The sequence below is a fragment of the Burkholderia sp. Bmkn7 genome, assembly GCF_041103175.1.
Taxonomy (GTDB): Bacteria; Pseudomonadota; Gammaproteobacteria; order Burkholderiales; family Burkholderiaceae; genus Burkholderia; species Burkholderia cepacia.
This window is the reverse complement of the sequence record NZ_JBGCUH010000003.1, coordinates 3,030,402-3,053,815: the sequence shown is the minus strand read 5'-3', so window position 1 is coordinate 3,053,815 and position 23,414 is coordinate 3,030,402. Positions and strand designations below refer to the sequence as shown.

The 23,414-nt window shown below is 69.0% G+C and carries 18 protein-coding genes; 7 read left to right on the top strand and 11 right to left on the bottom strand.

Annotation, left to right across the window (positions count from 1 at the left end; translation table 11 throughout):
- Positions 1 to 77 precede the first annotated feature (77 nt).
- Positions 78 to 2,357 (top strand): arginine/lysine/ornithine decarboxylase, encoded by a 2,280-nt coding sequence (locus AB3K92_RS35760; RefSeq protein ID WP_021163792.1) that lies wholly within the window; start codon positions 78 to 80, stop codon positions 2,355 to 2,357.
- A complete protein-coding gene (locus AB3K92_RS35755) occupies positions 2,357 to 3,184 on the top strand; it encodes a lysozyme inhibitor LprI family protein (protein ID WP_369466741.1) in 828 nt (275 codons plus the stop codon). The genes AB3K92_RS35760 and AB3K92_RS35755 overlap by 1 nt, the downstream gene beginning before the upstream one ends.
- 81 nt (positions 3,185 to 3,265) lie before the next feature.
- On the opposite strand, the gene AB3K92_RS35750 is transcribed toward AB3K92_RS35755, so the two are convergent.
- The 3 genes from AB3K92_RS35750 to AB3K92_RS35740 all read right to left on the bottom strand — a co-directional run bounded on the left by AB3K92_RS35750 (position 3,266) and on the right by AB3K92_RS35740 (position 6,401).
- On the bottom strand, positions 3,266 to 3,949 hold the full coding sequence (locus AB3K92_RS35750) for an HAD family phosphatase (RefSeq protein ID WP_059590598.1): 684 nt from the start codon (positions 3,947 to 3,949) through the stop codon (positions 3,266 to 3,268).
- A 94-nt stretch (positions 3,950 to 4,043) separates the two neighbouring features.
- Complete coding sequence (argH, locus tag AB3K92_RS35745) at positions 4,044 to 5,453, bottom strand: argininosuccinate lyase (RefSeq protein ID WP_046544646.1); 1,410 nt, start codon at positions 5,451 to 5,453, stop codon at positions 4,044 to 4,046.
- 138 nt (positions 5,454 to 5,591) lie between these two features.
- On the bottom strand, positions 5,592 to 6,401 hold the full coding sequence (locus AB3K92_RS35740) for a helix-turn-helix transcriptional regulator (protein ID WP_059486192.1): 810 nt from the start codon (positions 6,399 to 6,401) through the stop codon (positions 5,592 to 5,594).
- A gap of 218 nt (positions 6,402 to 6,619) precedes the next feature.
- On the opposite strand from AB3K92_RS35740, the gene AB3K92_RS35735 reads away from it, so the two are divergent.
- A complete protein-coding gene (locus tag AB3K92_RS35735) occupies positions 6,620 to 7,372 on the top strand; it encodes a class I SAM-dependent methyltransferase (protein WP_027786741.1) in 753 nt (250 codons plus the stop codon).
- A gap of 135 nt (positions 7,373 to 7,507) precedes the next feature.
- Here AB3K92_RS35735 and ppc read toward each other — a convergent pair whose 3' ends face one another.
- Positions 7,508 to 10,522 (bottom strand): phosphoenolpyruvate carboxylase, encoded by a 3,015-nt coding sequence (gene ppc / locus AB3K92_RS35730; RefSeq protein WP_059554471.1) that lies wholly within the window; start codon positions 10,520 to 10,522, stop codon positions 7,508 to 7,510.
- 207 nt (positions 10,523 to 10,729) lie between these two features.
- On the opposite strand from ppc, the gene hemC reads away from it, so the two are divergent.
- From hemC to AB3K92_RS35715, 3 genes are read left to right on the top strand one after another with little or no spacing between them, the layout of a single operon-like run.
- On the top strand, positions 10,730 to 11,734 hold the full coding sequence (gene hemC, locus AB3K92_RS35725; protein WP_369466740.1) for a hydroxymethylbilane synthase: 1,005 nt from the start codon (positions 10,730 to 10,732) through the stop codon (positions 11,732 to 11,734).
- Positions 11,734 to 13,704 carry a fused uroporphyrinogen-III synthase HemD/membrane protein HemX gene (gene hemDX, locus AB3K92_RS35720; RefSeq protein ID WP_369466739.1) on the top strand — a complete coding sequence of 657 codons (1,971 nt, stop codon included), beginning with the start codon at positions 11,734 to 11,736 and terminating at the stop codon, positions 13,702 to 13,704. The genes hemC and hemDX overlap by 1 nt, the downstream gene beginning before the upstream one ends.
- Positions 13,705 to 13,706: 2 nt before the next feature.
- Positions 13,707 to 14,894: a heme biosynthesis protein HemY gene (locus tag AB3K92_RS35715; protein ID WP_011352869.1), complete on the top strand. Its 1,188-nt coding sequence runs from the start codon at positions 13,707 to 13,709 to the stop codon at positions 14,892 to 14,894.
- A 114-nt stretch (positions 14,895 to 15,008) separates the two neighbouring features.
- Here the strand turns inward: AB3K92_RS35715 and AB3K92_RS35710 are convergent, their stop codons facing one another.
- The 5 genes from AB3K92_RS35710 to AB3K92_RS35690 form a co-directional block, all read right to left on the bottom strand.
- Entirely contained in the window at positions 15,009 to 16,235 is a 1,227-nt protein-coding gene (locus AB3K92_RS35710; RefSeq protein WP_369466738.1) for an alpha/beta fold hydrolase, read from the bottom strand.
- On the bottom strand, positions 16,232 to 16,645 hold the full coding sequence (locus tag AB3K92_RS35705; RefSeq protein ID WP_059486205.1) for a helix-turn-helix domain-containing protein: 414 nt from the start codon (positions 16,643 to 16,645) through the stop codon (positions 16,232 to 16,234). Before AB3K92_RS35705 ends, AB3K92_RS35710 begins: the two co-directional genes overlap by 4 nt.
- Positions 16,646 to 16,871: 226 nt before the next feature.
- Positions 16,872 to 18,176, bottom strand: a complete 1,305-nt coding sequence (locus AB3K92_RS35700) for an MFS transporter (RefSeq protein WP_027786748.1) — start codon at positions 18,174 to 18,176, stop codon at positions 16,872 to 16,874.
- Positions 18,177 to 18,299: 123 nt separating this feature from the next.
- Positions 18,300 to 19,058 (bottom strand): SDR family oxidoreductase, encoded by a 759-nt coding sequence (locus tag AB3K92_RS35695; protein ID WP_021158432.1) that lies wholly within the window; start codon positions 19,056 to 19,058, stop codon positions 18,300 to 18,302.
- 91 nt (positions 19,059 to 19,149) lie between these two features.
- Positions 19,150 to 20,589, bottom strand: coding sequence for an aldehyde dehydrogenase family protein (locus tag AB3K92_RS35690; protein WP_059618845.1), 1,440 nt, complete (start codon positions 20,587 to 20,589; stop codon positions 19,150 to 19,152).
- Positions 20,590 to 20,822: 233 nt separating this feature from the next.
- Here AB3K92_RS35690 and ppa point away from each other — a divergent pair, with 233 nt between their 5' ends.
- Positions 20,823 to 21,350 (top strand): inorganic diphosphatase, encoded by a 528-nt coding sequence (gene ppa, locus AB3K92_RS35685; protein WP_027786751.1) that lies wholly within the window; start codon positions 20,823 to 20,825, stop codon positions 21,348 to 21,350.
- A gap of 56 nt (positions 21,351 to 21,406) precedes the next feature.
- Here ppa and AB3K92_RS35680 read toward each other — a convergent pair whose 3' ends face one another.
- Positions 21,407 to 22,309 carry a GIY-YIG nuclease family protein gene (locus tag AB3K92_RS35680; protein ID WP_369466737.1) on the bottom strand — a complete coding sequence of 301 codons (903 nt, stop codon included), beginning with the start codon at positions 22,307 to 22,309 and terminating at the stop codon, positions 21,407 to 21,409.
- A 49-nt stretch (positions 22,310 to 22,358) separates the two neighbouring features.
- On the bottom strand, positions 22,359 to 23,393 hold the full coding sequence (locus AB3K92_RS35675; protein ID WP_060159300.1) for an AraC family transcriptional regulator: 1,035 nt from the start codon (positions 23,391 to 23,393) through the stop codon (positions 22,359 to 22,361).
- Positions 23,394 to 23,414: the final 21 nt, after the last annotated feature.

The following is a 23,414-nucleotide window of genomic DNA, read 5'->3' as shown; positions in this document are numbered from 1 at the left end:
GTTGCATAACGTCTCACCAGTTTCCGGGTGACCGCTGCGCGTGACGCGCCGCGGTCGTTCTTTTTGGAGAATCGCCCATGAAGTTTCGTTTCCCCGTCGTCATTATCGACGAAGATTTCCGCTCCGAGAACATCTCGGGCTCCGGCATCCGGGCGTTGGCCGAAGCGATCGAGAAGGAGGGCGTCGAAGTCCTCGGCCTCACGAGCTACGGCGATCTGACGTCGTTCGCGCAGCAGTCGAGCCGCGCGTCGTGCTTCATCCTGTCGATCGACGACGACGAACTCATGCTCGGCGAAACCGGCCCGGACGGCGAACTGCCCGAACTCGCGACCGCGATCATCGAGCTGCGCGCGTTCGTCACCGAAGTGCGCCGCCGCAACGCGGACATCCCGATCTTCCTGTACGGCGAGACGCGCACGTCGCGCCACCTGCCGAACGACATCCTGCGCGAGCTGCACGGCTTCATCCACATGTTCGAGGACACGCCGGAGTTCGTCGCGCGCCACATCATCCGTGAAGCGAAGGTCTATCTCGACTCGCTCGCGCCGCCGTTCTTCAAGGAACTGGTGAAGTACGCGGACGAAGGCTCGTACTCGTGGCACTGCCCGGGCCACTCGGGCGGCGTCGCGTTCCTGAAGAACCCGCTCGGCCAGATGTTCCACCAGTTCTTCGGCGAGAACATGCTGCGCGCCGACGTCTGCAACGCGGTGGACGAACTCGGCCAGCTGCTCGACCACACGGGCCCGGTCGCGGCGTCCGAGCGCAATGCGGCGCGCATCTTCAGCGCCGATCACCTGTTCTTCGTGACCAACGGCACGTCGACGTCGAACAAGATCGTCTGGCACGCGACGGTCGCGCCCGGCGACATCGTGCTGGTCGACCGCAACTGCCACAAGTCGATCCTGCACGCGATCACGATGACGGGCGCGATTCCGGTGTTCCTGACGCCGACGCGCAACCACTTCGGCATCATCGGGCCGATCCCGCGCGACGAGTTCAAGCCGGAGAACATCCGCAAGAAGATCGAGGCGAACCCGTTCGCGCGCGAGGCGATGCGCCAGAACCCGGACATGAAGCCGCGCATCCTGACGATCACGCAGAGCACGTACGACGGCGTCGTCTACAACGTCGAGATGATCAAGGACCTGCTGGGCGACCTGCTCGACACGCTGCACTTCGACGAAGCGTGGCTGCCGCACGCGACGTTCCACGATTTCTACCGCGACATGCACGCGATCGGCGACGGCCGTCCGCGCACGGGCGCGCTCGTGTTCGCGACGCACTCGACGCACAAGCTGCTCGCGGGCATCTCGCAGGCGTCGCAGATCGTCGTGCAGGATTCGGAGAACCGCACGTTCGACAAGCACCGCTTCAACGAGGCGTACCTGATGCACACGTCGACGAGCCCGCAGTACGCGATCATCGCGTCGTGCGACGTCGCGGCGGCGATGATGGAGCCGCCCGGCGGCACCGCGCTCGTCGAGGAATCGATCGCCGAGGCGATCGACTTCCGCCGCGCGATGCGCAAGGTCGACGCCGAATACGGCGACGACTGGTTCTTCAGCGTGTGGGGCCCGGACGAGCTGTCGGCAGAAGGCATCGGCTCGCGCGACGACTGGATGCTGAAGCCGAACGACCACTGGCACGGCTTCGGCCCGCTGGCGGAAGGCTTCAACATGCTCGACCCGATCAAGGCGACGATCATCACGCCGGGGCTCGACGTCGACGGCGAGTTCGGCGAGACGGGCATCCCCGCCGCGATCGTCACGAAGTATCTGGCCGAGCACGGGATCATCGTCGAGAAGACCGGCCTGTACTCGTTCTTCATCATGTTCACGATCGGCATCACGAAGGGCCGCTGGAACTCGATGGTGACCGAGCTGCAGCAGTTCAAGGACGACTACGACAACAACCAGCCGCTGTGGCGCGTGCTGCCGGAATTCGTCGCGCAGCATCCGCGCTACGAGCGTGTCGGCCTGCGCGACCTGTGCACGCAGATCCACGACGTGTACCGCGCGAACGACATCGCCCGCCTGACGACCGAGATGTACCTGTCGGACATGGAGCCGGCGATGAAGCCGTCGGACGCGTTCGCGAAGCTCGCGCACCGCAAGATCGACCGCGTACCGCTCGACGAGCTCGAAGGCCGCGTGACGAGCATCCTGCTCACGCCGTACCCGCCGGGCATTCCGCTGCTGATTCCGGGCGAGCGCTTCAACAAGACGATCGTGAACTACCTGCGGTTCGCGCGCGACTTCAACGAACGCTTCCCGGGCTTCCACACCGACATCCACGGCCTCGTCGCGGAAGAGGTGAACGGCCGCGTCGAGTACTTCGTCGACTGCGTGCGCGACTGATGGCGACGCACGGACGAATCCAGGCGATGCGTGCGGCGGTGGCCGCGCTCGTCGTCTGGGCGGCAGGCGTGTCGGGGCTGGCGGGCATGGGTGTCGCGCACGCGGAAGTCGCGGCGGCCGACCCGATCGACGTCGCGATGCGGCAATGCCTCGCGCGGCGTGACCGGTCTTCGCCGGCCGGCCAGATCCAGTGCATGGGCGAAGCGCAGCAGCAGTGGCAGGCCGTGATGGACAGCGCATACCAGCGCCTGTTGAAGGATGCGCCGGCCGACGCGAAGCGCGGCTGGCAGGACAGCCAGCGCCGATGGCTCACGTGGCGCAAGGATGAAGTGCATCTGCTGAAGGCCGTGTACGACACCACGCGCGGCACGTCGTACGCGATGTCGAGTGCCGACCTGCAGCTGCAGCCGGTGCGCGATCGCGCGCTGGCGCTGCGCGGCGCGGCCGATCGTTATGCCACGCCGCCCGCCGCCGTGCCGGTGGCGGCCACGAGCGGCGCGCAGGGCGGCACGAGCGCGGCCCAGGGCGGGGCCCGGCCGAACGGCAAGCCGGCGAACGCGCCGCGCGATCCGGCCGTGCGCCGCGTGCGCCCGTGCGAACAGGACGCCGCGTGCGAGCACGCGCTGTTCGACCTGAACCGCTATTACCAGAAGCTGCGCCGCAAGATGCCCGCGCATTCGGCCGCGACGCTCGTACGCGCGCAGCGCGCGTGGGTCGGGTTTCGCGATGCGACGGCGCCGCTCGTCGGCGAGGACGGCCGCGTCGACCTGATCGGCGCGCGCATCGCGACGATGAAACGGCTGTCGGAGACGGCGGGCAACAAGTAAGCGCAACCGCGATGCCGGTTGTTCGGCGATACGGCAAAACGGGCACCTCGGGTGCCCGTTTTGCATTGGGTGGCACGCGATCTACGCGGGCCGTCGCGTATCGTGCCCGCCGAACCACGACGGCACGAGCGCGAGCGCATCGTCGAGCGAGGCGAGCACGTGCAGGCTCAGCGCGATGATCTCGGGCGTCGGCGCCTTCAGGTCGGGCACGGTGACGACCGCGGCGCCCGCGCCGGCGGCCGACTGCGCACCGAAATCGCTGTCCTCGAACGCGACGCATGCGTGTGCCGGCACGCCGAGGCGTTCGGCCGCGAGCCGGTAGACGGCCGGGTCGGGCTTGCCGCGTGCGACTTCGTCGCCGCCCGCGATCGCGCGGAAGAACGGCAGCACGCCGACCGCGTCGAGCCGCGCGCGGATCACCTCGCTCGCGGACGACGACGCGACCGCGCACGGAATGCCGGCTTGCGCGAGCGTGTCGAGCAGCGCGAACGCGCCGGGTTTCAGCGGAAACTTCGGATGCGGTTCGGGCGCCGCAAGCTGCTCGCGCACGCGGGTGCGCACCGCGTCGAACGTGTCGGGATTGCCGATCAGCCGCGCCAGGATCACCTGGCCTTCGGCGAACGAGCGGCCGACGATCTGCAGGTAGTCGGCAGTGGTCAGCGTGACGCCGTGCGCAGTCGACACGTCGATCCACGTGTTCATGATGGTCCGCTCGGAATCGACGAGCAGGCCGTCCATGTCGAAGAGCGCGGCGGAAAAGGTCATCGGCGGCATTCGGGAAGCGGGGAAGGCGATGGGCGGCGCGACGGCCGCCCGAATGAAAAACGGACGCCGATGGCGTCCGTCCGGAACAGCGGGCTTACTGGCCGAGCGCGGCGCGGGCTGCCTTGACCGCCGCACGCACCTGGTCGGGCGCGGTGCCGCCAGGGTGATTGCGGCTGGCGACCGAACCTTCGAGCGTCAGGTAGCCGAACACGTCTTCGCCGATCAGGTGCGCGACGTTCGGCAGTTCCTGCTTCATCTCGTCGAGCGTCAGGTCGGCCAGGTCGATGCCACGGTCGTCGCAGATCTTCACGGCGTGCGCGACGGCTTCGTGCGCATCGCGGAACGGCAGGCCGCGCTTCACCAGGTAGTCGGCGAGGTCGGTGGCGGTCGAGAAGCCCTGCAGGGCGGCCGCGCGCATCGCGTCCGGCTTCACGGTGATGCCGGCCACCATCTCGGCGAAGATCCGCAGCGTGTCGGCGACGGTGTCGACCGTGTCGAACAGCGGTTCCTTGTCTTCCTGGTTGTCCTTGTTGTACGCGAGCGGCTGGCCTTTCATCAGCGTCAGCAGCGCCATCAGGTGGCCGTTCACGCGGCCCGTCTTGCCGCGCGCGAGCTCGGGCACGTCCGGGTTCTTCTTCTGCGGCATGATCGAGCTGCCGGTGCAGAAGCGGTCGGCGATGTCGATGAAGCCGACGCGCGGGCTCATCCACAGCACCAGTTCTTCGGAGAAGCGCGACACGTGCGTCATCACGAGCGCGGACGCCGCGGTGAACTCGATCGCGAAGTCGCGATCCGACACCGCGTCGAGCGAGTTCGCGCAGATGCCGTCGAAGCCGAGCGTCTTCGCCACTGCATGGCGGTCGATCGGGTAGCTGGTGCCGGCGAGCGCGGCCGCGCCGAGCGGCAGACGGTTCACGCGGGTGCGGCAGTCGCGCATGCGCTCCGCGTCGCGCGAGAACATCTCGACGTACGCGAGCAGGTGGTGGCCGAACGTGACCGGCTGTGCGACCTGCAGGTGCGTGAAGCCCGGCATGATCGTGTCGGCGTTCTGTTCCGCGAGGTCGAGCAGCGCGCCACGCAGGTCGTTCAGCAGGCCGCCGATGCGGTCGATCTCGCCGCGCAGCCACAGGCGGATGTCGGTGGCGACCTGGTCGTTGCGCGAGCGGCCCGTGTGCAGGCGCTTGCCGGCATCGCCGATCAGCGCGGTCAGGCGCGCCTCGATGTTCAGGTGGACGTCTTCCAGGTCGAGCTGCCATTCGAATTCGCCGCGCTCGATTTCTCCCTTGATCTGCGCCATCCCGCGTTCGATCGCGGCCAGGTCGTCGGCGCTGATGATCTTCTGCGCGGCGAGCATGTTCGCGTGCGCGAGCGAGCCGGCGATGTCGACGAGCGCGAGGCGCTTGTCGAAAAACACCGACGACGTGTAGCGCTTGACCAGCTCCGACATCGGTTCCGAGAAGCGGGCCGACCAGGCCTCGCCCTTTTTGTGCAGTTGGGACGTCATGGCGATTCTTCGAAGGGGATGTTGGGCGGCGTGCGCCGCCGAGGGAATCCTGCGATTCTAACATTCGCGGGCCTGCCCGCCGCGGCGCGCAGCCGTTCGCGGCGGCCCGCCGGCCGTGGCCCGCGCGGGCCGGCCCGTTCAGTCGCGCACGAGCACGACCAGCTTCAGGTCTTCGCGGTGCGCGGGCTTCAGCGTGATCTGCTGGTACACGAGGCGGCCGTCGGCCGGATGGTCGAATTCGCGCAGGCCGCCTTCGCGTTCGAACACGTCCTGCGATGCCCAGTACTGCGCGAAGGCATCGCTGCCGGCGGTCAGTGCGTCGATCAGCGCACGCGTGGGCGCGTCGGTCAGGTGCCGGATCGAATCGGCGCGGAATTCGGCCGCGAGCCGCCGCGCGCGGGTTTCCCAGTCGACGATCAGCGTGCGCGCGGCCGGCGACATGAAGGTGAAGCGCAGCAGGTTGCGGTCGTGCTCGCCGTCGAGCCAGCCGGAAAAGAGCGCGGCGGCCGGTGCGTTCCACGCGAGTGCGTTCCATTGCCGGTCGAGCACGTAGGCGGGTGTCGCGATGGCCGCGACGGTCGCGGCGAGCGTCGGCGGCAGGTCGCCGCCCGCGACGTCGGGCTCGGCCGGGTCGCGCTGCGCGGCCAGCTCGAACAGGTACGCGCGCTCGGCCTTCGACAGTTGCAGCGCGACGGCGATCCGCGCGAGTGCGTCGGCCGACGCGGACACGGGGCGGCCCTGTTCGATCCACGTGTACCAGGTGGGGCTGACGCCGCAGAGCTGCGCGACTTCCTCGCGCCGCAGCCCCGGCGTGCGCCGCCGCGGGCCGGGCGGCAGGCCGACGGCCTGCGGCGACAGCCGCTCGCGGTGGGCGCGGATGAATTCGCCGAGCGCACGGGCGGGCGTGGCGTCGAGCGGCGGGACGGGGACGGAGGACGGCTGGTTCATGCGGAAACGGCGAAGTGGAAGCGGGGATGCGGCAACGATCAGACAGGTGTATCGAATACCAGAATAACTGCTTAACTTGTACTGGTACAAGCGCAGGCCTATTGTAGCGGCTCGCGCGCTGCCAGGGGAGCGGGCGTCCCACAAAACGTGCTGCATGGGGCCGGAAAGTGCACGGACGCATCCGCGCCGGCCGATTGCGCAAGAGAAAGGAGAGAACGATGAAACACCACGACCAGGTCGCCGACGCATTCGGCACGACGGCCGCCGCCTACCTGACGAGCACGGTCCACGCGACGGGCGCCGACCTGCAGACGCTCGCCGACGCGGTGCGTGCGACGCCCGATGCCGCGGTGCTCGATCTCGGCTGCGGCGCCGGCCACGCGAGCTTCGCGGTCGCGCCGCACGTGCGCGACGTGGTTGCCTACGATCTCGCCGCGCAGATGCTCGCGACCGTCGACGCCGCGGCGCGCGAGCGCGGGCTCGCGAACATCCGTACGCAGCAGGGCCCGGCCGAGAAACTGCCGTTCGAGACGGCGACGTTCGACTGGGTCGTGAGCCGGATGAGCGCGCACCACTGGCACGACATGCGCGCGGCGCTCGCCGAAGTGCGCCGCGTGCTGAAACCGGGCGGCCGCGTGCTGATGATCGACATCGCCGGCAACGACCATCCGCTCCTCGATACGTACCTGCAGGCCGCGGAAGTGCTGCGCGACGCATCGCACGTGCGCGACTACCGCGCGGACGAATGGCTCGCGATGTTCCGCGATGCCGGCTTCGACGCGCACGTGCACAGCCGCTGGCGGCTGCCGATCGATTTCGATACGTGGGTCGCGCGCATCCGCACGCCGGCCGACAGCGTCACCGGCATTCGCGCGCTGTGGGCGCACGCGCCCGACGAGGTGCGCGGCTATTACGCGGTGCAGCCCGACGGATCGTTCGAGCACGACGCGCTGCTGATCGACGCGCACTGAGCGTGCGGTGCGCCCGCACCGTTTCGTCGACGCCCGCGAGCATGAAAAAAGCCGCGATATGCCACCGTGCATACGGTGGGTATCGCGGCTTTCATGCCGCCGGCCGGCGCGGCATCGCGCCGCGCCGCATGCGGATCAGCCCGTGTTGCGCAGGCCGGCCGCGATCCCGTTGATCGTCAGGTGAATCCCGCGGCGCAGCCGCGCGTTCGTGTCGCCCGCGCGGTGGCGCTTGATCAGCTCGACCTGCAGGTGGTTCAGCGGATCGAGATACGGGAAGCGGTTCTTGATCGAACGCGCGAGCAGCGGGTTGGTCGCGAGGCGGCCTTCGTGCCCGGTGATTTCCGCCAGCGCCTGCGACGTGCGCTCCCATTCCGCGACGATCCGCTCGAACACGTGCTTGCGCAGCTTGCGGTCGGAGACGAGCTGCGCGTAGCGCGATGCGACCGCGAGGTCGGTCTTCGCCAGCACCATGTCCATGTTCGACATCAGGTTCGAGAAGAACGGCCAGGTCTTGTTCATCTTCTTCAGCAGCGCGACGCGCTTCGTGCGCTCGGCTTCATCCTGCGCGCCGTCGAGATACGCGCTCACCGCGCTGCCGAAGCCGTACCAGCCCGTCAGCAGCAGCCGGCACTGGCCCCACGAGAAGCCCCACGGAATCGCGCGCAGGTCCTCGATCCTGCGCTGCTTCGGATCCTGCAGCTTGCGCGAGGCCGGGCGGCTGCCGATGTTCAGCTCGGCGATCTCGGTGATCGGCGTCGACGAGAAGAAATAGTCGGTGAAGCCCGGGGTTTCGTAGACGAGCGCGCGGTACGCGGCCATCGCCGAATCGGACAGCGTCTGCATCGCGGCCTCGAACGCCGGCAGCTGCGCGGGCGCGTTGTTCTGCGGCAGGAGCGTCGCCTCGAGCGTCGCGGCGACGACCGTCTCGAGGTTCCGGCGGCCGATCTCCGGGTTCGCGAACTTGCTCGCGATCACCTCGCCCTGTTCGGTCAGGCGGATCTGGCCGTTCACGGTGCCCGGCGGCTGCGACAGGATCGCCTGGTAGGTCGGGCCGCCGCCGCGGCCGACCGTGCCGCCGCGGCCGTGGAACAGGCGCAGCGTGATCTTGCGGTCGCGGAACAGGTCGACGAGCGCGAGTTCCGCGCGATACAGCTCCCAGTTCGACGTGAGGAAGCCGCCGTCCTTGTTGCTGTCCGAATAGCCGAGCATCACTTCCTGCTCGGCGCCCTGGTGCGCGACCAGCGCGTCGATGCCCGGCAGTGCGAAGTATTCGCGCATGATGCGCGCGGCGTCGCGCAGGTCGGGAATCGTCTCGAACAGCGGGATCACCATCAGGCTGTTGCGCGCGTTGCCGCCGGGCACGCCGAGCGCGCCTTCGAGCAGGCCCGTTTCCTTCTGGAGCAGCAGCACCTCGACGAGGTCGCTGACGGTTTCCGTATGCGAAATGATGTAGTTGCGCACCGCGCGCGCGCCGAATTGGGCGCGCACGTCGCGTGCCTTCTCGAACACGCCGAGTTCGCTCTGGGCGAGCGCGGAGTATTCGAGGTACGGCGAGCGCAGCGGACGCGGATCGGCGAGCGCGGCGAGCAGCACGCGCAGCTTGTCTTCCTCGGCGAGCGCCGCGTAGTCGGCCTCGACGCCCGCGCGCGCGAACAGCTCGGCGACCACGGCTTCGTGGATGTCGGAGCTCTGGCGCAGGTCGATGCTCGCGAGGTGGAAGCCGAACACTTCGGCCGCGCGCACGAGCGGCGCGAGGCGCGGCGCGGCGAGCGACGTGCCGTGGTGTTCGTCGAGCGACGCGGTCAGCACCTTCAGGTCGGCGACGAACGCTTCGGAATCCGCATACGGGATCGCGCGCACGGGCGGCGCGCCGCGGCCCGCGCTGCGCACGGGCACCGTGCCTTCGCCGAGACGCACGCGCGCGCTTGCGGCGAGCCGCGTGTAGATGCCGATCAGCGCGCGACGGTACGGCTCGTCGACGCGGTGCGGCGACTGGTCGGGCGACGCGGCCGCGAGCGCCTTCACGGCGTCGTTCGCGCCGACGAGCAGGTTCGACACGGACAGTTCGGCGCCGAGCTTGTGCACCTGTTCCAGATAGTGCTCGAGGATCACCGCGGCCTGGCGGTTGATCGCTTCGTCGAGCGTCGACGCGGTCACGTTCGGGTTGCCGTCGCGGTCGCCGCCGATCCAGCTGCCCATCTGGAAGAACGCGGGCACGCGCGCGGACAGGCCGTGCTCGGCGAGCGCGGCCTCGATGTCGCCGTAGAGCGCCGGCAGTTCGTCGAGGAACGTCGCGCGGTAGTACGACAGCGCGTTCTCGATTTCGTCGCCGACCGTCAGGCGCGCGTCGCGCAGCATGCGGGTCTGCCACAGCGTGGTGACGCGCGCGCGCAGCATCGATTCGTTGTACTGGCGCTCGCGGCTGGTCAGCTCCTGGTCGCGCTCGGCGAGCAGGCGCGCGATGTCGTGCTGCGCATCGAGGATGCTCTTGCGCTGCACTTCGGTCGGGTGCGCGGTCAGCACCGGCACGATCAGCGCATCGTCGAAGAAGCGCTGCAGCAGTCGCTTCGACGCATTGCCGGTCGTTTTCAGTTGCTCGAGTGCGTACGCGACCGTACCGGGCTGCGACGCGGAGCCGGCCAGCGCGTGGATGCGGCGGCGGCGGTTGTGGTGGCGGTCTTCCGCGATGTTCGCGAGGTGCGAGAAATAGCTGAACGCGCGCACGACGCTCACCGTCTGCTCCGGCGTCAGCTTGCGCAGCTTCTTCTCGAGCGTCTGCGCGGCTTCGCTGTCGTCCTCGCGGCGGAACTTGACGGCGGTCTGGCGGATCGTCTCGACGACGTCGAACACGGTGTCGCCTTCCTGCTCGCGCACGACGTCGCCGAGCAGGCGGCCGAGAAAGCGGATGTCGTCGAACAGCGGGCCGTCCTTGTCGTCGCGCGTGCGGGTGCCGGCCTTCGTCGCACCGGCCGTGCGGGCGGCCGGGCCGGCGGCTTTCGCCGTGCGTTTTGTCTGACGTATCGGGTCTTTCGGTTTCGTTGCCGTTTTCGCACGGCCGTTCGCGGCGGTGGCGACGGTGTCCGTCGAGGCGTCGGAGGAGGACAGGGCAGCATTGCGGCGCGCCGTACGCGCCGATCCGGAAGACTTCACGATGGGTTTCCTTGGGAAAGCTCGAGTCAAAAGGAACTGCGGAAACTGCGAAACTGCGGTCAAGCAACCAGCTACGTGCGGCACATCCGCACATCGGCGCCGCGACCCGCCCGGCGGCAGGCCGGACGCAGGCTCCGGGCCCGGGCGGGCGGGGGCGTGCGTGCTACCATTGTTCGATCTTCAATCCCGTCCTTCGATGTTCCAGCAATGAATTCCGAGACTCCTGCGGCAGGGCCGCAACAGGCACAGCCGCCCGCGACGTTGACGATTGCTTCGCGCGAGAGCCGCCTGGCGATGTGGCAAGCCGAACATGTGCGTGATGCGCTGCGCAAATTATATCCAGCTTGTGACGTGAAAATCCTCGGAATGACGACACGCGGCGACCAGATTCTCGATCGCACGCTGTCGAAGGTCGGCGGCAAGGGCCTGTTCGTGAAGGAACTGGAGGCCGCGCTGGCCGACGGCCGCGCCGATCTCGCCGTGCATTCGCTGAAGGACGTGCCGATGGCGCTGCCGGAAGGCTTCTCGCTTGCCGCGATCATGGAGCGCGAGGACCCGCGCGATGCCTTCGTGTCGAACGACTACGCGTCGCTCGACGCGCTGCCGGCCGGTGCCGTGGTCGGCACGTCGAGCCTGCGCCGCGAGGCGATGCTGCGCTCGCGCTACCCGCACCTGGACGTGCTGCCGCTGCGCGGCAACCTCGACACGCGCCTGTCGAAGCTCGATCGCGGCGATTACGCGGCGATCATCCTGGCGGCCGCCGGCCTGAAGCGCCTCGGCCTGGAGGCGCGGATCCGCGCGCTGCTCGACGTCGATGCGAGCCCGCCCGCCGCGGGCCAGGGCGCGCTCGGCATCGAGATCGCGTCGCACCGCGACGATGTCGCCGCGTGGCTCGCACCGCTGCATGACCCGCAGACCGCGCTTGCGGTCGAGGCCGAGCGGATGGTGTCGCGCGCGCTCGGCGGCAGCTGCGAGGTGCCGCTCGCCGCGCATGCGGTGTGGCGCGCGGGCGAGCTGTACCTGACGGGCCGCGTGTCGACGACCGACGGCAAGCGCGTGCTGACCGCCGAGGCGTGCGGGTCCGTCATGAGCGTCGCCGATGCGCTCGCGCTTGGCCGGGCCGTGTCCGACGACCTCGAGGCGCAAGGCGCGCTCGAGATCGTCCAGGCGCTGCTCGCGGGCTCGCAGGCCGCCGGCAAGGGCGACGCCTGATGGCGGGCGGCGCGCGCGCGTTCACCGCTGTCCTGACGCGCCCGGACGGCCAGTCCGGCGCGCTCGCGTCGCAACTGGCCGAGGCCGGTTGCGACGTGCTCGAATTCCCGTTGATCGATATTGCGCCCGTCGACGATCCGGCGCCGCTCGACGCCGCGTTCGCGGCGCTCGCCGATTACGCGCTGGTGATTTTCGTGTCGCCGAACGCGATCGACCGCGCGCTCGCGCAGTACGGCGCGATCTGGCCGAACGCGCTGCCGGTCGGCGTGGTCGGGCCCGGCAGCGTGGCGGCGCTCGAGCGTCACGGCATCGCGGCGCCCGCGCATCGCGTGATCGCGCCGCAGGCGCCGGCCGACGGCGGCGTACCCCATTACGATTCGGAAAGCCTGTTCGCGTGCATCGAGGCCGAATTCGGCGGCGCGCCCGCGCTGGCGGGCAAGCGCGTGCTGATCGTACGCGGCGACGGTGGGCGCGAATGGCTCGCCGACCGCCTGCGCGAGGCCGGCGCGGACGTCACGCTCGTCGCCGCGTACCGGCGCGTCGTGCCCGAGCCGCGCGTCGGCGCGTGGGAGCGCGTGCATGCGCTGCTCGACGGCGAACCGCATGCGTGGCTCGTCACGAGCTCGGAAGGCGTGCGCAACCTGCACGAACTCGCGCGGGCGCATCTGAACGATGCCGAGATCGCCGCGCTGAAGCATGCGCCGCTCGTCACGCCGCATCCGCGCATCGAGCAGACCGCGCGCGCATTGGGTTTTGATAGGATTACGCTGACCGGCGCGGGCGATGAGCGCATCGTCCGCGCGTTTCGAACGATGGCCGACGAGGCCGTCCAACCGGCGACAGCCGCACCGGTGACTAAACGCATGACAGATACCAACGATTCCAAAAGCGTCGCTTCCCAGCCGGCCGCTGCATCCGCACCGCCGTCCCGTCCCGCCTATATGGCGTCCGAACCGCCCGCGCGCCGCGGCGGCAGCGCGGTGCTGTGGTTCGTCGTCGTCGTGCTCGGCTGCGCGGCGGGCGTCGGCGGCTACGCGCTGAACCGCAAGATCGACCGGCTCGACGGCACGTTCGTCGCGCGCCAGAAGGCGCTCGACGCACAGACGGCCGAAACGCGGATGAAGACCGAGCAGGCGCTGGCGAGCACGCACCAGGTCGACACGCAGCTCGCGCAGCTCGACGGCAAGCTCGCCGACGCGCAGAGCGCGCAGCAGGCGCTGCAGCAGCAATACCAGGACCTGTCGCGCAACCGCGATGCGTGGATGCTCGAGGAAGTCGACCAGATGCTGTCGAGCGCGAGCCAGCAGCTTCAGCTGACCGGCAACACGCAGCTCGCGCTGATCGCGCTGCAGAATGCCGACGCGCGCCTCGCCACCTCGCAGAGCGCGCAGGCCGTCACGGTGCGCAAGGCGCTCGCGCAGGACATCGAGAAGCTGAAGGCCGCACCGGCGGCCGACCTCACGGGCCTCGCGATCAAGCTCGACGACGCGATCGCGAAGATCGACGCGCTGCCGCTGTCCGGCGAGGCGATCGTCCCGCACGAAGCGCCGAAGGCCGCGCCGGCCGATGCCGCATCGTCGGCCGTGGCCGGCGAGCCGCGCTGGAAGGTGTGGTGGCACGACTTCTCGGCCGGCCTCGGCCAGCAGCTGAAGGGGCTCGTGCAGGTGCGCCGGATCGACAACGCGGACGCGATGCTCGCGTCGCCCGACCAGGGTTACTTCGTGCGCGAGAACGTGAAGCTGCGCCTGCTGACCGCGCGCCTGTCGCTGCTCGCGCGCAACGACGGCGCGATGAAGGCCGACCTGCACGCCGCGCAGGCGTCGCTCGGGAAGTATTTCGACCAGGCATCGAAGGACACGCAGACCGTCGAGGATCTGCTCAAGCAGGTTGACGGCGCATCGCTGACGGTCGCGGTGCCGAACCTGAACACGAGCCTGAACGCCGTTCAGCAGTTCAAGAGCCGGGGGTAACGATGACGCTTCGAGGAATCGTCTGGCTCGCGGTCCTGTTCGCGATCGCCGCTGCGCTCGCCACCGTCGGCCGTTTCGACGCGGGGCAGGTGCTGCTCGTCTATCCGCCGTACCGGATCGACGTGTCGCTGAACCTGTTCGTGATCGCCATCGTCGTGCTGTTCATCGTCGTGTATGCGCTGCTGCGCATCGTGCGCAACATCTGGCGCATGCCGCAGCGGGTCGCCGCGTATCGTGCGCGTTCGCGCAACGAGAAGGCGCAGGCATCGCTGCGCGACGCGATCGCGAACCTGTACGCGGGCCGCTTCTCGCGCGCGGAGAAGGCCGCGCGTGAAGCGCTGTCGGTCGACGCGAACCAGGGCGCGGCGAGTCTCGTCGCGGCGACTGCCGCGCACCGGATGCACGAGTACACGCGTCGCGACGACTGGCTGTCGAAGGTCGACGCACCCGAATGGCAGGACGCACGGCTGCTCGCCGCGGCCGACATGCGCGCGGATGCGCGCGATGCCGACGGCGCGCTCGCCGCGCTGGCCGACCTGCAGGCGGGCGGCAAGCGTATCCATGCGCAGCAGGTTGCGCTGCGCGCGCAGCAGCAGTTGAAGAACTGGGCCGAGGTGCTGAAGCTTGCGAAGGCGCTCGAGAAGCGCGAGGCACTGCATCCGGCCGCGGCCGTGCGGCTGCGCCAGCAGGCTGCGGAAAACCTGCTGCGCGAACGCCGGCACGACCCGGACGCGCTGCTCGAGGTGTGGCAGTCGCTGTCGCCGGTCGAGCGCCAGTCGCCGCGTCTCGCCGATCTCGCGGCCGATCTTCTCGTTCCGCTCGAGCGCCGCAACGAAGCGCGCCGCATCGTCGAGGACGCGCTTGCCCACAACTGGGATGCGCGCCTGCTGCGCCGTTACCCGGATACGGCCGGCGCCGATGCGCTGCCGTTGATCCAGAAGGCCGAAGGGTGGAAGAAGGATCACCCGGAGGATGCCGACCTGCTGTTCGCGCTCGGCCGCCTGTGCCAGCAGCAGCAGCTGTGGGGCAAGGCGCAGTCGTTCCTCGAATCGGCGCTGAAGCTCGCCGACAACGAGGCGCTGAAGGTGCGTGCGCATCGTGCGCTCGCGCGCCTGTTCGAGCATCTCGGCGAAACCGACAAGGCCGCGAAGCACTACCGCGAAAGCGCGCTCGCGATCACCGTGGTCTGACGCGGGCGGCGTGGCCGCCTGCCGCAGGCGGCGCGCGCAACCCGCGCAAGAAAGCCCCGAATGCCGGAAGGCCTTCGGGGCTTTTTTTCGTTCAGGGCGGGCCTGGACGACACGTCATGCGCCGAGCTTGCGCAGCAGGTCGTCCTCGCTGGCGACGAACCACACCGATTGCCCGTGATTCGATTCGCGCACGAGTGCGCGGAACGCTTCGCTGCGCGTGAGCCAGCGCTCGATGTCGCCGACCACGCCGAGCCTGACGCCGTAGTTGACGAGCTTCTGCAGGACGGCGCCCGCGAGGCCGCTTTCGAGCCGGTAGAAGTCGTCGTGCAGCGCATCCGCGGGCACCGCGATCCAGTCGGCTTCATGCTCGTGCGCGAGGGCGACGAGGTCGAGCGCATCGCTTTCCCGCTGCAGGACGGGAGCGGAGGGGGCGCGGACCAGCACGCGGCGGCCGGCTGCCTGAACGATTCGGTGGGGCATGTCGATGGTTTCCGTCGACGCGAGAAACGCGAATACGGTGTCGCGTTGCCCGCGGATGAAGTGGGGCTGCTCGGGAAGAAACAGGATCTGCGCGTGCGGCACGAGACGCGTCAGGCGCTCACACGTGTCTTGCGAATCGAGCATCACGTCGCGGCCGCCGACGATCGCCAGCGTGGGCACCGACAGCGTGCGCAGCACGTCGTCGGCGAACACCGGAATCGGTTCGATGCGCGGGCGAAACCCGCGGTCGACGGCGTGCATCAGCGCGAGCGTGTCACGCTCGGCCGCCGTCGACGCGGGCGGCAGGCGGCCGAGTACGCGCCGTCGCACGCATGCGCGCCCGGCATCGCCGAGCAGCAACAACGGCAGCGCCCACCACAGAAACCGCTTCTGCCGGCCGATGCCGGACGGGCAGAGCAGCGCGAGCCGCGTCACGCGTGCCGGCCGCCGCAACGTGAAGTCGAGCGCCGTTCGCGCCCCGAGCGAGATGCCGACGAACGCGGCACGTGACACCTGCAGGCCGTCCAGCACGTCGTCGAGCCACTGCGCATGCGCGTCGCCCGCAAGCGGCGGTCGCGACGGCGCGCTCGGTCCTGCTTCGCCGATCACGTCGATCGCATGGAGCCGGAAGTGTGTCGACCATTGCGCCGCGTAATGCTGCCAGCTCGCCGCCGTCGTCTGCGCGCCGTGGATCAGCACGACCGGCGGCGCGTGCTCGGGGCCGCAGGTGATCACGTGTGTCGCGCCATGGCGCGTCTGCACGGTGACGCGCCGATGTCCGGCCGGCCAGTGCGACAGCGCGGTGTCATAAGCCGCGCGAATGGCGCGTGCATGGCGCGGCGACTTGAAGATCGCACTCATGTCCCGCTTTGCTGCAGCAAAGCCTCGAGCGACGACATCAGCACGGCCGTGTCGGCTGGCGTCGCGGCGACGATGATCTTGACCTGGCTCGCGGCGGGATCGAACGTGACGTCGATCCGCACGGGGTCGACGTACGACGTGCGGCCGGACGCCATCGCATGCAGCGATCGCGACAGGTACTGGTGCAGCGACTGCGACGCGTCCGGAATGTCGACGATGCTGGTGACGCGCACCGCACGCGGCACGGGCGCGGCCGGCTCGGTTTGCGCGAACGCGGCGAGGTCGGTGTCGAGGATGCGGTAGGCGCGGCCGACCCGCGTCGCACGCAGCTTGCCCTCGCGGATGAAGCGCAGGACGGTCTTCGGGTGGAGGCGCAGGCGGGCGGCGGACTCGTCGACGGTATGGAACATGATCGGCTCGTGATGCTCAATATGTTCCATATTGTTCCATGAATTAAGGATCAATAGGGAATATATTGTTGGAATCATGGCGTCAGCGCTGGCTGGATACCGAGCCGGCATCGTCCGGTCGGCACGCAGGTGGAAGCAGAAACGCCCCGCTGGCCGGAGCGGTTCCGGCCAGCGGGGCGTTTCCGGGGCGGATCGTCCGCCGGCAGGGGCGCCGATGCGCCCCGCGTCATTTGTCGACCAGCCGCTTCGGCACCGACAGCGCGAGCAGCCCGCCGAGCACGAGGAACCCGGCGAGCATGTACATGCCCGAATCGTTGGCGCCGGTCGCCTGCTTGAGCCAGCCCATCAGGTATGGGCTCAGGAAGCCGGCGAGGTTGCCGATCGAGTTGATCATCGCGATGCCGGCCGCGGCCGCCGTGCCGCCGAGGAACGCGGTCGGCAGGCTCCAGAACAGCGGCAGCGTGGTCAGGATGCCGATCGTCGCGAGCGTGAGGCCGAGCATCGCGAGCGCGGTCTGGTGTGCCCAGACCACCGACAGCACGAGCCCGAGCGCGCCGATCGCGGCCGGAATCGCGACGTGCCAGCGGCGTTCGCGGTGCCGGTCCGCGCTGCGCGCGATCAGGATCATCGCGACCACCGCGGCCGCATACGGAATCGCCGACAGCAGGCCGATCATGAACGTGTCGGTCACGCCGGTGGCCTTGATGATCGTCGGCAGCCAGAAGCCGACGCCGTAGAGCCCCATCACGAACGAGAAATAGATCAGCGCCATCAGCCACACGCGCGGGCTCGACATCACGGTGCCGAGCGGCAGGTCTTCCTTGGTCGCTTCCTCCGCGTCGACGTTGCGGGTGAGCAGCGCCTTTTCCTCGTCGGTCAGCCACTTCGCCTTCGAGATCCGCTCGTCGAGCGAGAAGAACACGAGCACGCCGGCGAGCACCGACGGGATGCCTTCGAGCAGGAACAGCCATTGCCAGCCGTGCCAGCCGCTCACGCCGTCGAACGCCTTCAGGATGAAGCCCGAGATCGGCCCGCCGATCACGCCGGACAACGCGACCGCCGTCATGAAGAACGTCGTCATCCGGCCGCGACGATGCGCGGGATACCAGTAGGTGAGGTACAGGATCACGCCGGGGAAGAAGCCGGCCTCGGCGACGCCGAGCAGGAAGCGCATCACGTAGAACATCGCGGGTGTCGTGACGAACATCGTCAGGATCGAGATCACGCCCCACGTCGCCATGATGCGGGCGATCCACACGCGCGCGCCGACCTTGTGCAGGATGATGTTGCTCGGCACTTCGAAGAGGAAATAGCCGAAGAAGAAGATCCCGGCGCCGAGCCCGTAGACGGTGTCGCTGAGATTCAGGTCGCTCGCCATCTGCAGCTTCGCGAAACCGACGTTCACGCGGTCGAGATACGCGACCACGTAGCACAGCAGCAGGAGCGGCACGAGCCGCCACGACACCTTCCGATAGGTTGCTTCCTCGAATGCGCCGGACGAGCCCGGCAGCGATTGCGTCGATGTTGCCATGTTGTCTCCTGTCCTTGTCATTGGCCGGAGAAGGCGTAGCGGCGCCTGTCCGGAGTCGTGCGAAGCCATGCGCGTGTGCCGCGGCGATTGCCGGCCGCGGCACGCTGCGGCAAGGGGATACGGCTAGATGCAGCGCCCGCCGTCGACTTCGAGACAGACGCCCGTGATGAACTCGGCCTCGTCGGATGCCAGGTACAGCGCCGCGTTCGCGATGTCCTGCGGCGTCGAGAAGCGGCCAAGCGGGATCGTCGCGAGGAAGCGGCTGCGGTTCTCGGGGGTATCCTCGCAGCCCATGAATTCGGTCATCAGCGCGGTTTCGCCGAGCACGGGGTTGATGCAGTTCACGCGGATGCGGTCGGCGCCGAGTTCGGCCGCGAGCGACTTGCTCGCGGTGATCATCGCGCCCTTCGTGCTGTTGTACCAGACGAGGCCCGGCCGCGGCCGCACGCCGGCCGTCGACGCGACGTTCACGAACACGCCGCCGCCCCGCTCGCGGAAGTACGGAACGAAGGTCTGCACGCACCAGAACAGGCTTTTCATGTTGACCGCGTACACGCGGTCGAATTCGGCTTCCGTCACGTCGAGCACCGGCTTGTTGCGATGCGTGGTGCCCGCGTTGTTCACGACGATCTGCACCGCGTGGAAATCGTCGAGCGTCGCCTGCAGCAGCGCGTGCCAGTCTTCCTGCCGCGACACGTCGCCGGCCACCGCGATTGCCTTGCCGCCCGCGAGCGCGATCTCACTCGCGACACGCTCGGCCGCCGCGCCGTTCAGGTCGTTGACGACGACGTTCGCGCCTTCGCGCGCATACGTCTTCGCGATGCCTTCGCCGAACCCCGAGCCGCCGCCCGTGACGATTGCCGTCTTGCCGCTCAACCGCATGGTGTGTCTCCTGTGCTGTATTTAGTGTCGTCGTGCTTCGGCATGCGGCCGCGTGCTGCCGGCCGCATGCCGCGTCCTGCTTGCCGCGCGTTCAGCCGTGCCGGATCGCGATCGTTTTCAGCGCGGTGAAGCCGTACAGTGCCTCGAAGCCTTTCTCTCGGCCATGCCCCGAATGGCCGACACCGCCGAACGGCAGCTCGACGCCGCCGCCCGCGCCATAGTTGTTGATGAACACCTGGCCCGCCCGCAGGCGCCGCGCGACACGCATCTGGCGTGCGCCGTCGCGCGTCCAGATGCCCGCGACGAGGCCGTACGGCGTGCCGTTCGCCAGCGCGACGGCTTCGTCTTCGTCGACGAAACGCATCGCGGCGAGCACGGGGCCGAACACTTCCTCCTGCGCGAGCCGGTGCGACGGCGGCACGTCGCGCAACAGCGCGGGTGCCTGGTAGAAGCCGCTTTCGGGTGCCTCGGCGACGACCTGCCCATGCGCGGCCATCGGAATGCCGTCGTGCTGCGCGTCGGACAGGAAATCCCACACGCGCTGCTGCTGCTTCGCGTTGATCAGCGGGCCGCAGTCGAGGTCGGCGCGGCTCGGGCCGACGCGCAGCCCGTTGAACGCGGTGGCGAGCCGCTCGACGAGCGGCTCGTACACCGCGCGCTCGATCAGCACGCGGCTGCCGGCCGAGCAGGTCTGCCCGCCGTTCTGCACGATCGCCGACACGAGCACGGGCAGCGCCGCGTCGAGGTCGGCATCGGCGAACACGATCTGCGGCGACTTGCCGCCGAGTTCGAGCGTGACGGGTACGTGGTTCTCGGCCGCCATCTGCGTGACCAGCTTGCCGGTAGCGGGGGAGCCCGTGAACGAGATGTGGTCGATGCCGGGATGGCGCGCGAGCGCGGCGCCGGCCTCATGGCCGTAGCCGGTGACGATGTTGAGCGCGCCGGCCGGCAGCCCGGCCTCGGCGGCCAGCTCGGCGACGCGCAGCAACGACAGGCATGCATCCTCGGCCGGCTTGACGACGCATGCGTTGCCGGCCGCGAGCGCGGCGCCGACGCTGCGCCCGAAAATCTGCATCGGGTAGTTCCACGGCACGATGTGGCCCGTGACGCCGTGCGGCTCGCGCACCGTCAGCACGGTGTAGCCGGCTTGGTAGGGAAGGGTTTCGCCGTGCAGCTTGTCGGCCGCGCCCGCGTAGAACTCGAAGTAGCGCGCGAGCGCGGCGGCATCCGCGCGTGCCTGCTTGAGCGGCTTGCCGGTGTCGCGTGCCTCGATCGTGGCGAGTTCCTCGAGGGAATCGGCCACGCGCGCCGACAGCCGCATCAGCACGCGGCCGCGCTCGGCGGCGCTTTTGGCGCCCCATGGGCCCGCGAACGCGTCGCGGGCCGCGGCGACCGCGCGCTCGATGTCGGGCGCCGTGCCGCGGGCAATGGCTGCGAACGGCTGGCCGTCGGACGGATCGACGACCGCGATGGTTTCCAGTTGCGCAGGCAACGTCCATTCGCCTGCGATGAAGTGCTTCGCCTCTTCCATGCGTGCTCCTGTCTTCGCGTCGACCGCCGACGGTGCTCTGGCGCCGACGCCGGTTCCATGCAACGCGGCCGGTGGTTCGACGGCCGGACATCGGGGACGATTATCGCGCCGATCGTCATCCGGACGCCACCGGTCGATTGGCTATAATGGCGCATTCCGTTGGGGGACGCCTGCGGCGATGCATCGGCCGCGGCGCCCTGTCCCGAATTCCCATCGACCTACAGAGAGTGCTCATGAGCTTCAACCATGTTCCGGCCGGCAAGGACCTGCCGCAAGATTTCAACGTGATCATCGAGATTCCCGCGCAAAGCGACCCGGTGAAGTACGAGGCGGACAAGGAACTGGGCCTCCTCGTCGTCGACCGTTTCATCGGCACGGGCATGCGTTATCCGGTGAACTACGGCTACATCCCGCAGACGCTGTCGGGCGACGGCGATCCGGTCGACGTGCTGGTGATCACGCCGTTCCCGCTGCTGGCCGGCTCGATCGTGCGTTCGCGCGTGCTCGGCATGCTGCAGATGACCGACGAGTCGGGCGTCGACGCGAAGCTGGTCGCGGTGCCGCACGACAAGGTCTGCCCGATGACGGCCAACCTGAAGTCGATCGACGACGTGCCCGAGTACCTGAAGGACCAGATCAAGCACTTCTTCGAGCAATACAAGGCGCTCGAGAAGGGCAAGTGGGTGAAGGTCGAAGGCTGGGCCGGCATCGAAGCCGCGCACAAGGAAATCGCCGACGGCGCAGCGAACTACAAGAAGTAAGCTGGCTGGCCGGCCTCGCGGCCGGTTCGTTCGGAACGCAAACCGCGCGTGTCTCGTCAGGAGGCCGCGCGGTTTTGTTTTGTGCGCGGGCCGGCGCCCGGGGTGGTCTTCTTTCGGGCACGCGCGGGGGGCGGCGCAGGCAGGGCGGTGGCGTTCGCTGCGCTTCTCGCGCGATTCGCGCGTGTGGCGCGGCGGGTGGCGGTGACGGGATTCGCCGGGGTTTCGACCGTGTCGGTGGTGGTCCTTGTTGCCGATGCACGGCTGCGCGCCGGCGCGGAAGCAACGTCGGTGCGTGGTTTTGCGGCGGACTTGCCGCCGGCTGCCGGCGCTTTCTGCTTCGATGTGGCTTTTGTGGCTTTCGTGGCTTTCGTGGCTTTTGTGGCCGACTTGCCGCGAGGCGAGCCCTTTTTCAGTTCGGCCGCGTCGTCGGTCTTTGCACGCTTCGTGGCAGGCGTGGCCTTGGTCTTCTTGGGCACCTGCGCGGCTTGTCCGCGCGTCACGGTTTTCGCGGGCGTGGACGCGTCCCTGTCATTCCCGGCTTTCGCGGCTTTCTTGACGGGCTTGTCCGTTTCAGCGGCCTGCGTCGCGATGTCGGCCGACTGCGCCTTTGCCTTCTTCCGCCCGCGCTTACCGGCCTTCAGTTCGGCCTTCAACCCGGCCGCATCGACGTTCCCGTCGATCGACATCCCGGCCGGCAACACCGACTCGAGCGTCCGGATCCCGGCCGCCAGTTCGCGTTTCTGCGCGGCCGTGAGCCGCTTCACCCAGTACTCGGCACGCGATGCGATCGACCGGTCGGGCAGCGGAAACGACGCGAGCACCACGCGCGGCTTGCGCGAGCGCGTGTAGCGCGCGCCCTTGCCGGACGCGTGCTCGTCGAAGCGCGCGGCGACATCGGTCGTGATGCCCGTGTAGACGCTGTCGTCGGCGCATTCGATCAGGTACAGAAACCAGGACATGGCAGGGCGGCGGGATGCGAAGCCGCCAGTGTCTCAGAAAAGGCGCGCGTCAACGCCATCGATCGCCGTGCCCGTCGCGAAAACGGCTCGGTGCCGCGCCGAGTTCGCGCGTGAAGAAGCGCGTGAACGCGCTCGTCGAACGGAAGCCGACGCGCACGCCGATCTCGCCGATCGGCAATTGCGTATTCAGCAGCAGGTCGCGCGCCTCGCCGAGCCGGGCCTGCGCGACGAGCGCATGAAAGCCGACCGCCTCGCGATGCAGCCGCCGGCGCAGCGTCCAGCGCGACATCGCGAAGCGCGTGCACACGTGCTGCATCAGTGTGTCGGTCGGTACATCGGCTTCGTCGGCGGTACGCAGCCAGTCGCGCACGCATTGCTCGACCGACGAGCCGAACGTCGAGCGCACGCGTACACGCTCGCGCGCGGCGTCGGCCGCATGACGCTGGATGCCGGCGAGCGGCGCGTTGTAGCGTTCGAACGGCGTGTCGAAGTGCGCGGAACGCAGCACGATGCGGTTGTGCGCGGCGTCGAACGACACCGGTGCGCCGAGCATGTCGCGCAGCGCGGCGGTGGGTGCGAACGCGCGGCCGGCGAAGGCGGCTTCGTCGACGCGCACGTGCGGATCGTACAGGCGGGCGAGCGCGGTGAGGATCGCGAGGTTCGCGAACGCGCTGCCCGCGTGCCGGCCGTCGCCTTCGTTCACGTATTCGAGCGCGATCGCGTCGCCGTTCTCGTGCGCGAACACCCAGTCGACGTTGCCGATCAGCTCGCGATAGCGCAGGTAGTCGTGCAGTGCGTCACGCAGCGTCGCCGCGTTGCACGTGATGCCCGCGAGCTCCGGAAACGGGACGAGCCACGGCATGACCTGCGGCGGCGGCCGATGCCACGACAGCGGCCATTCGTTCGTGAGCCGCATCGCGGCGACGTGCCGATCGCCTGCGATGCGGCGCGTGTCGTCGGCGAGTTCGGCCGGGCCGATGCCGAGCGTGTCATACAGCGGCGCGAGATCGATGCCGTTCGCGCGCGCGTCTTCGCACAGCCAGCGGTAGATCCGCACGGATACCGACTTCTGTTGCAACTCCATGTCTGTCCCCCTTCGTCATGC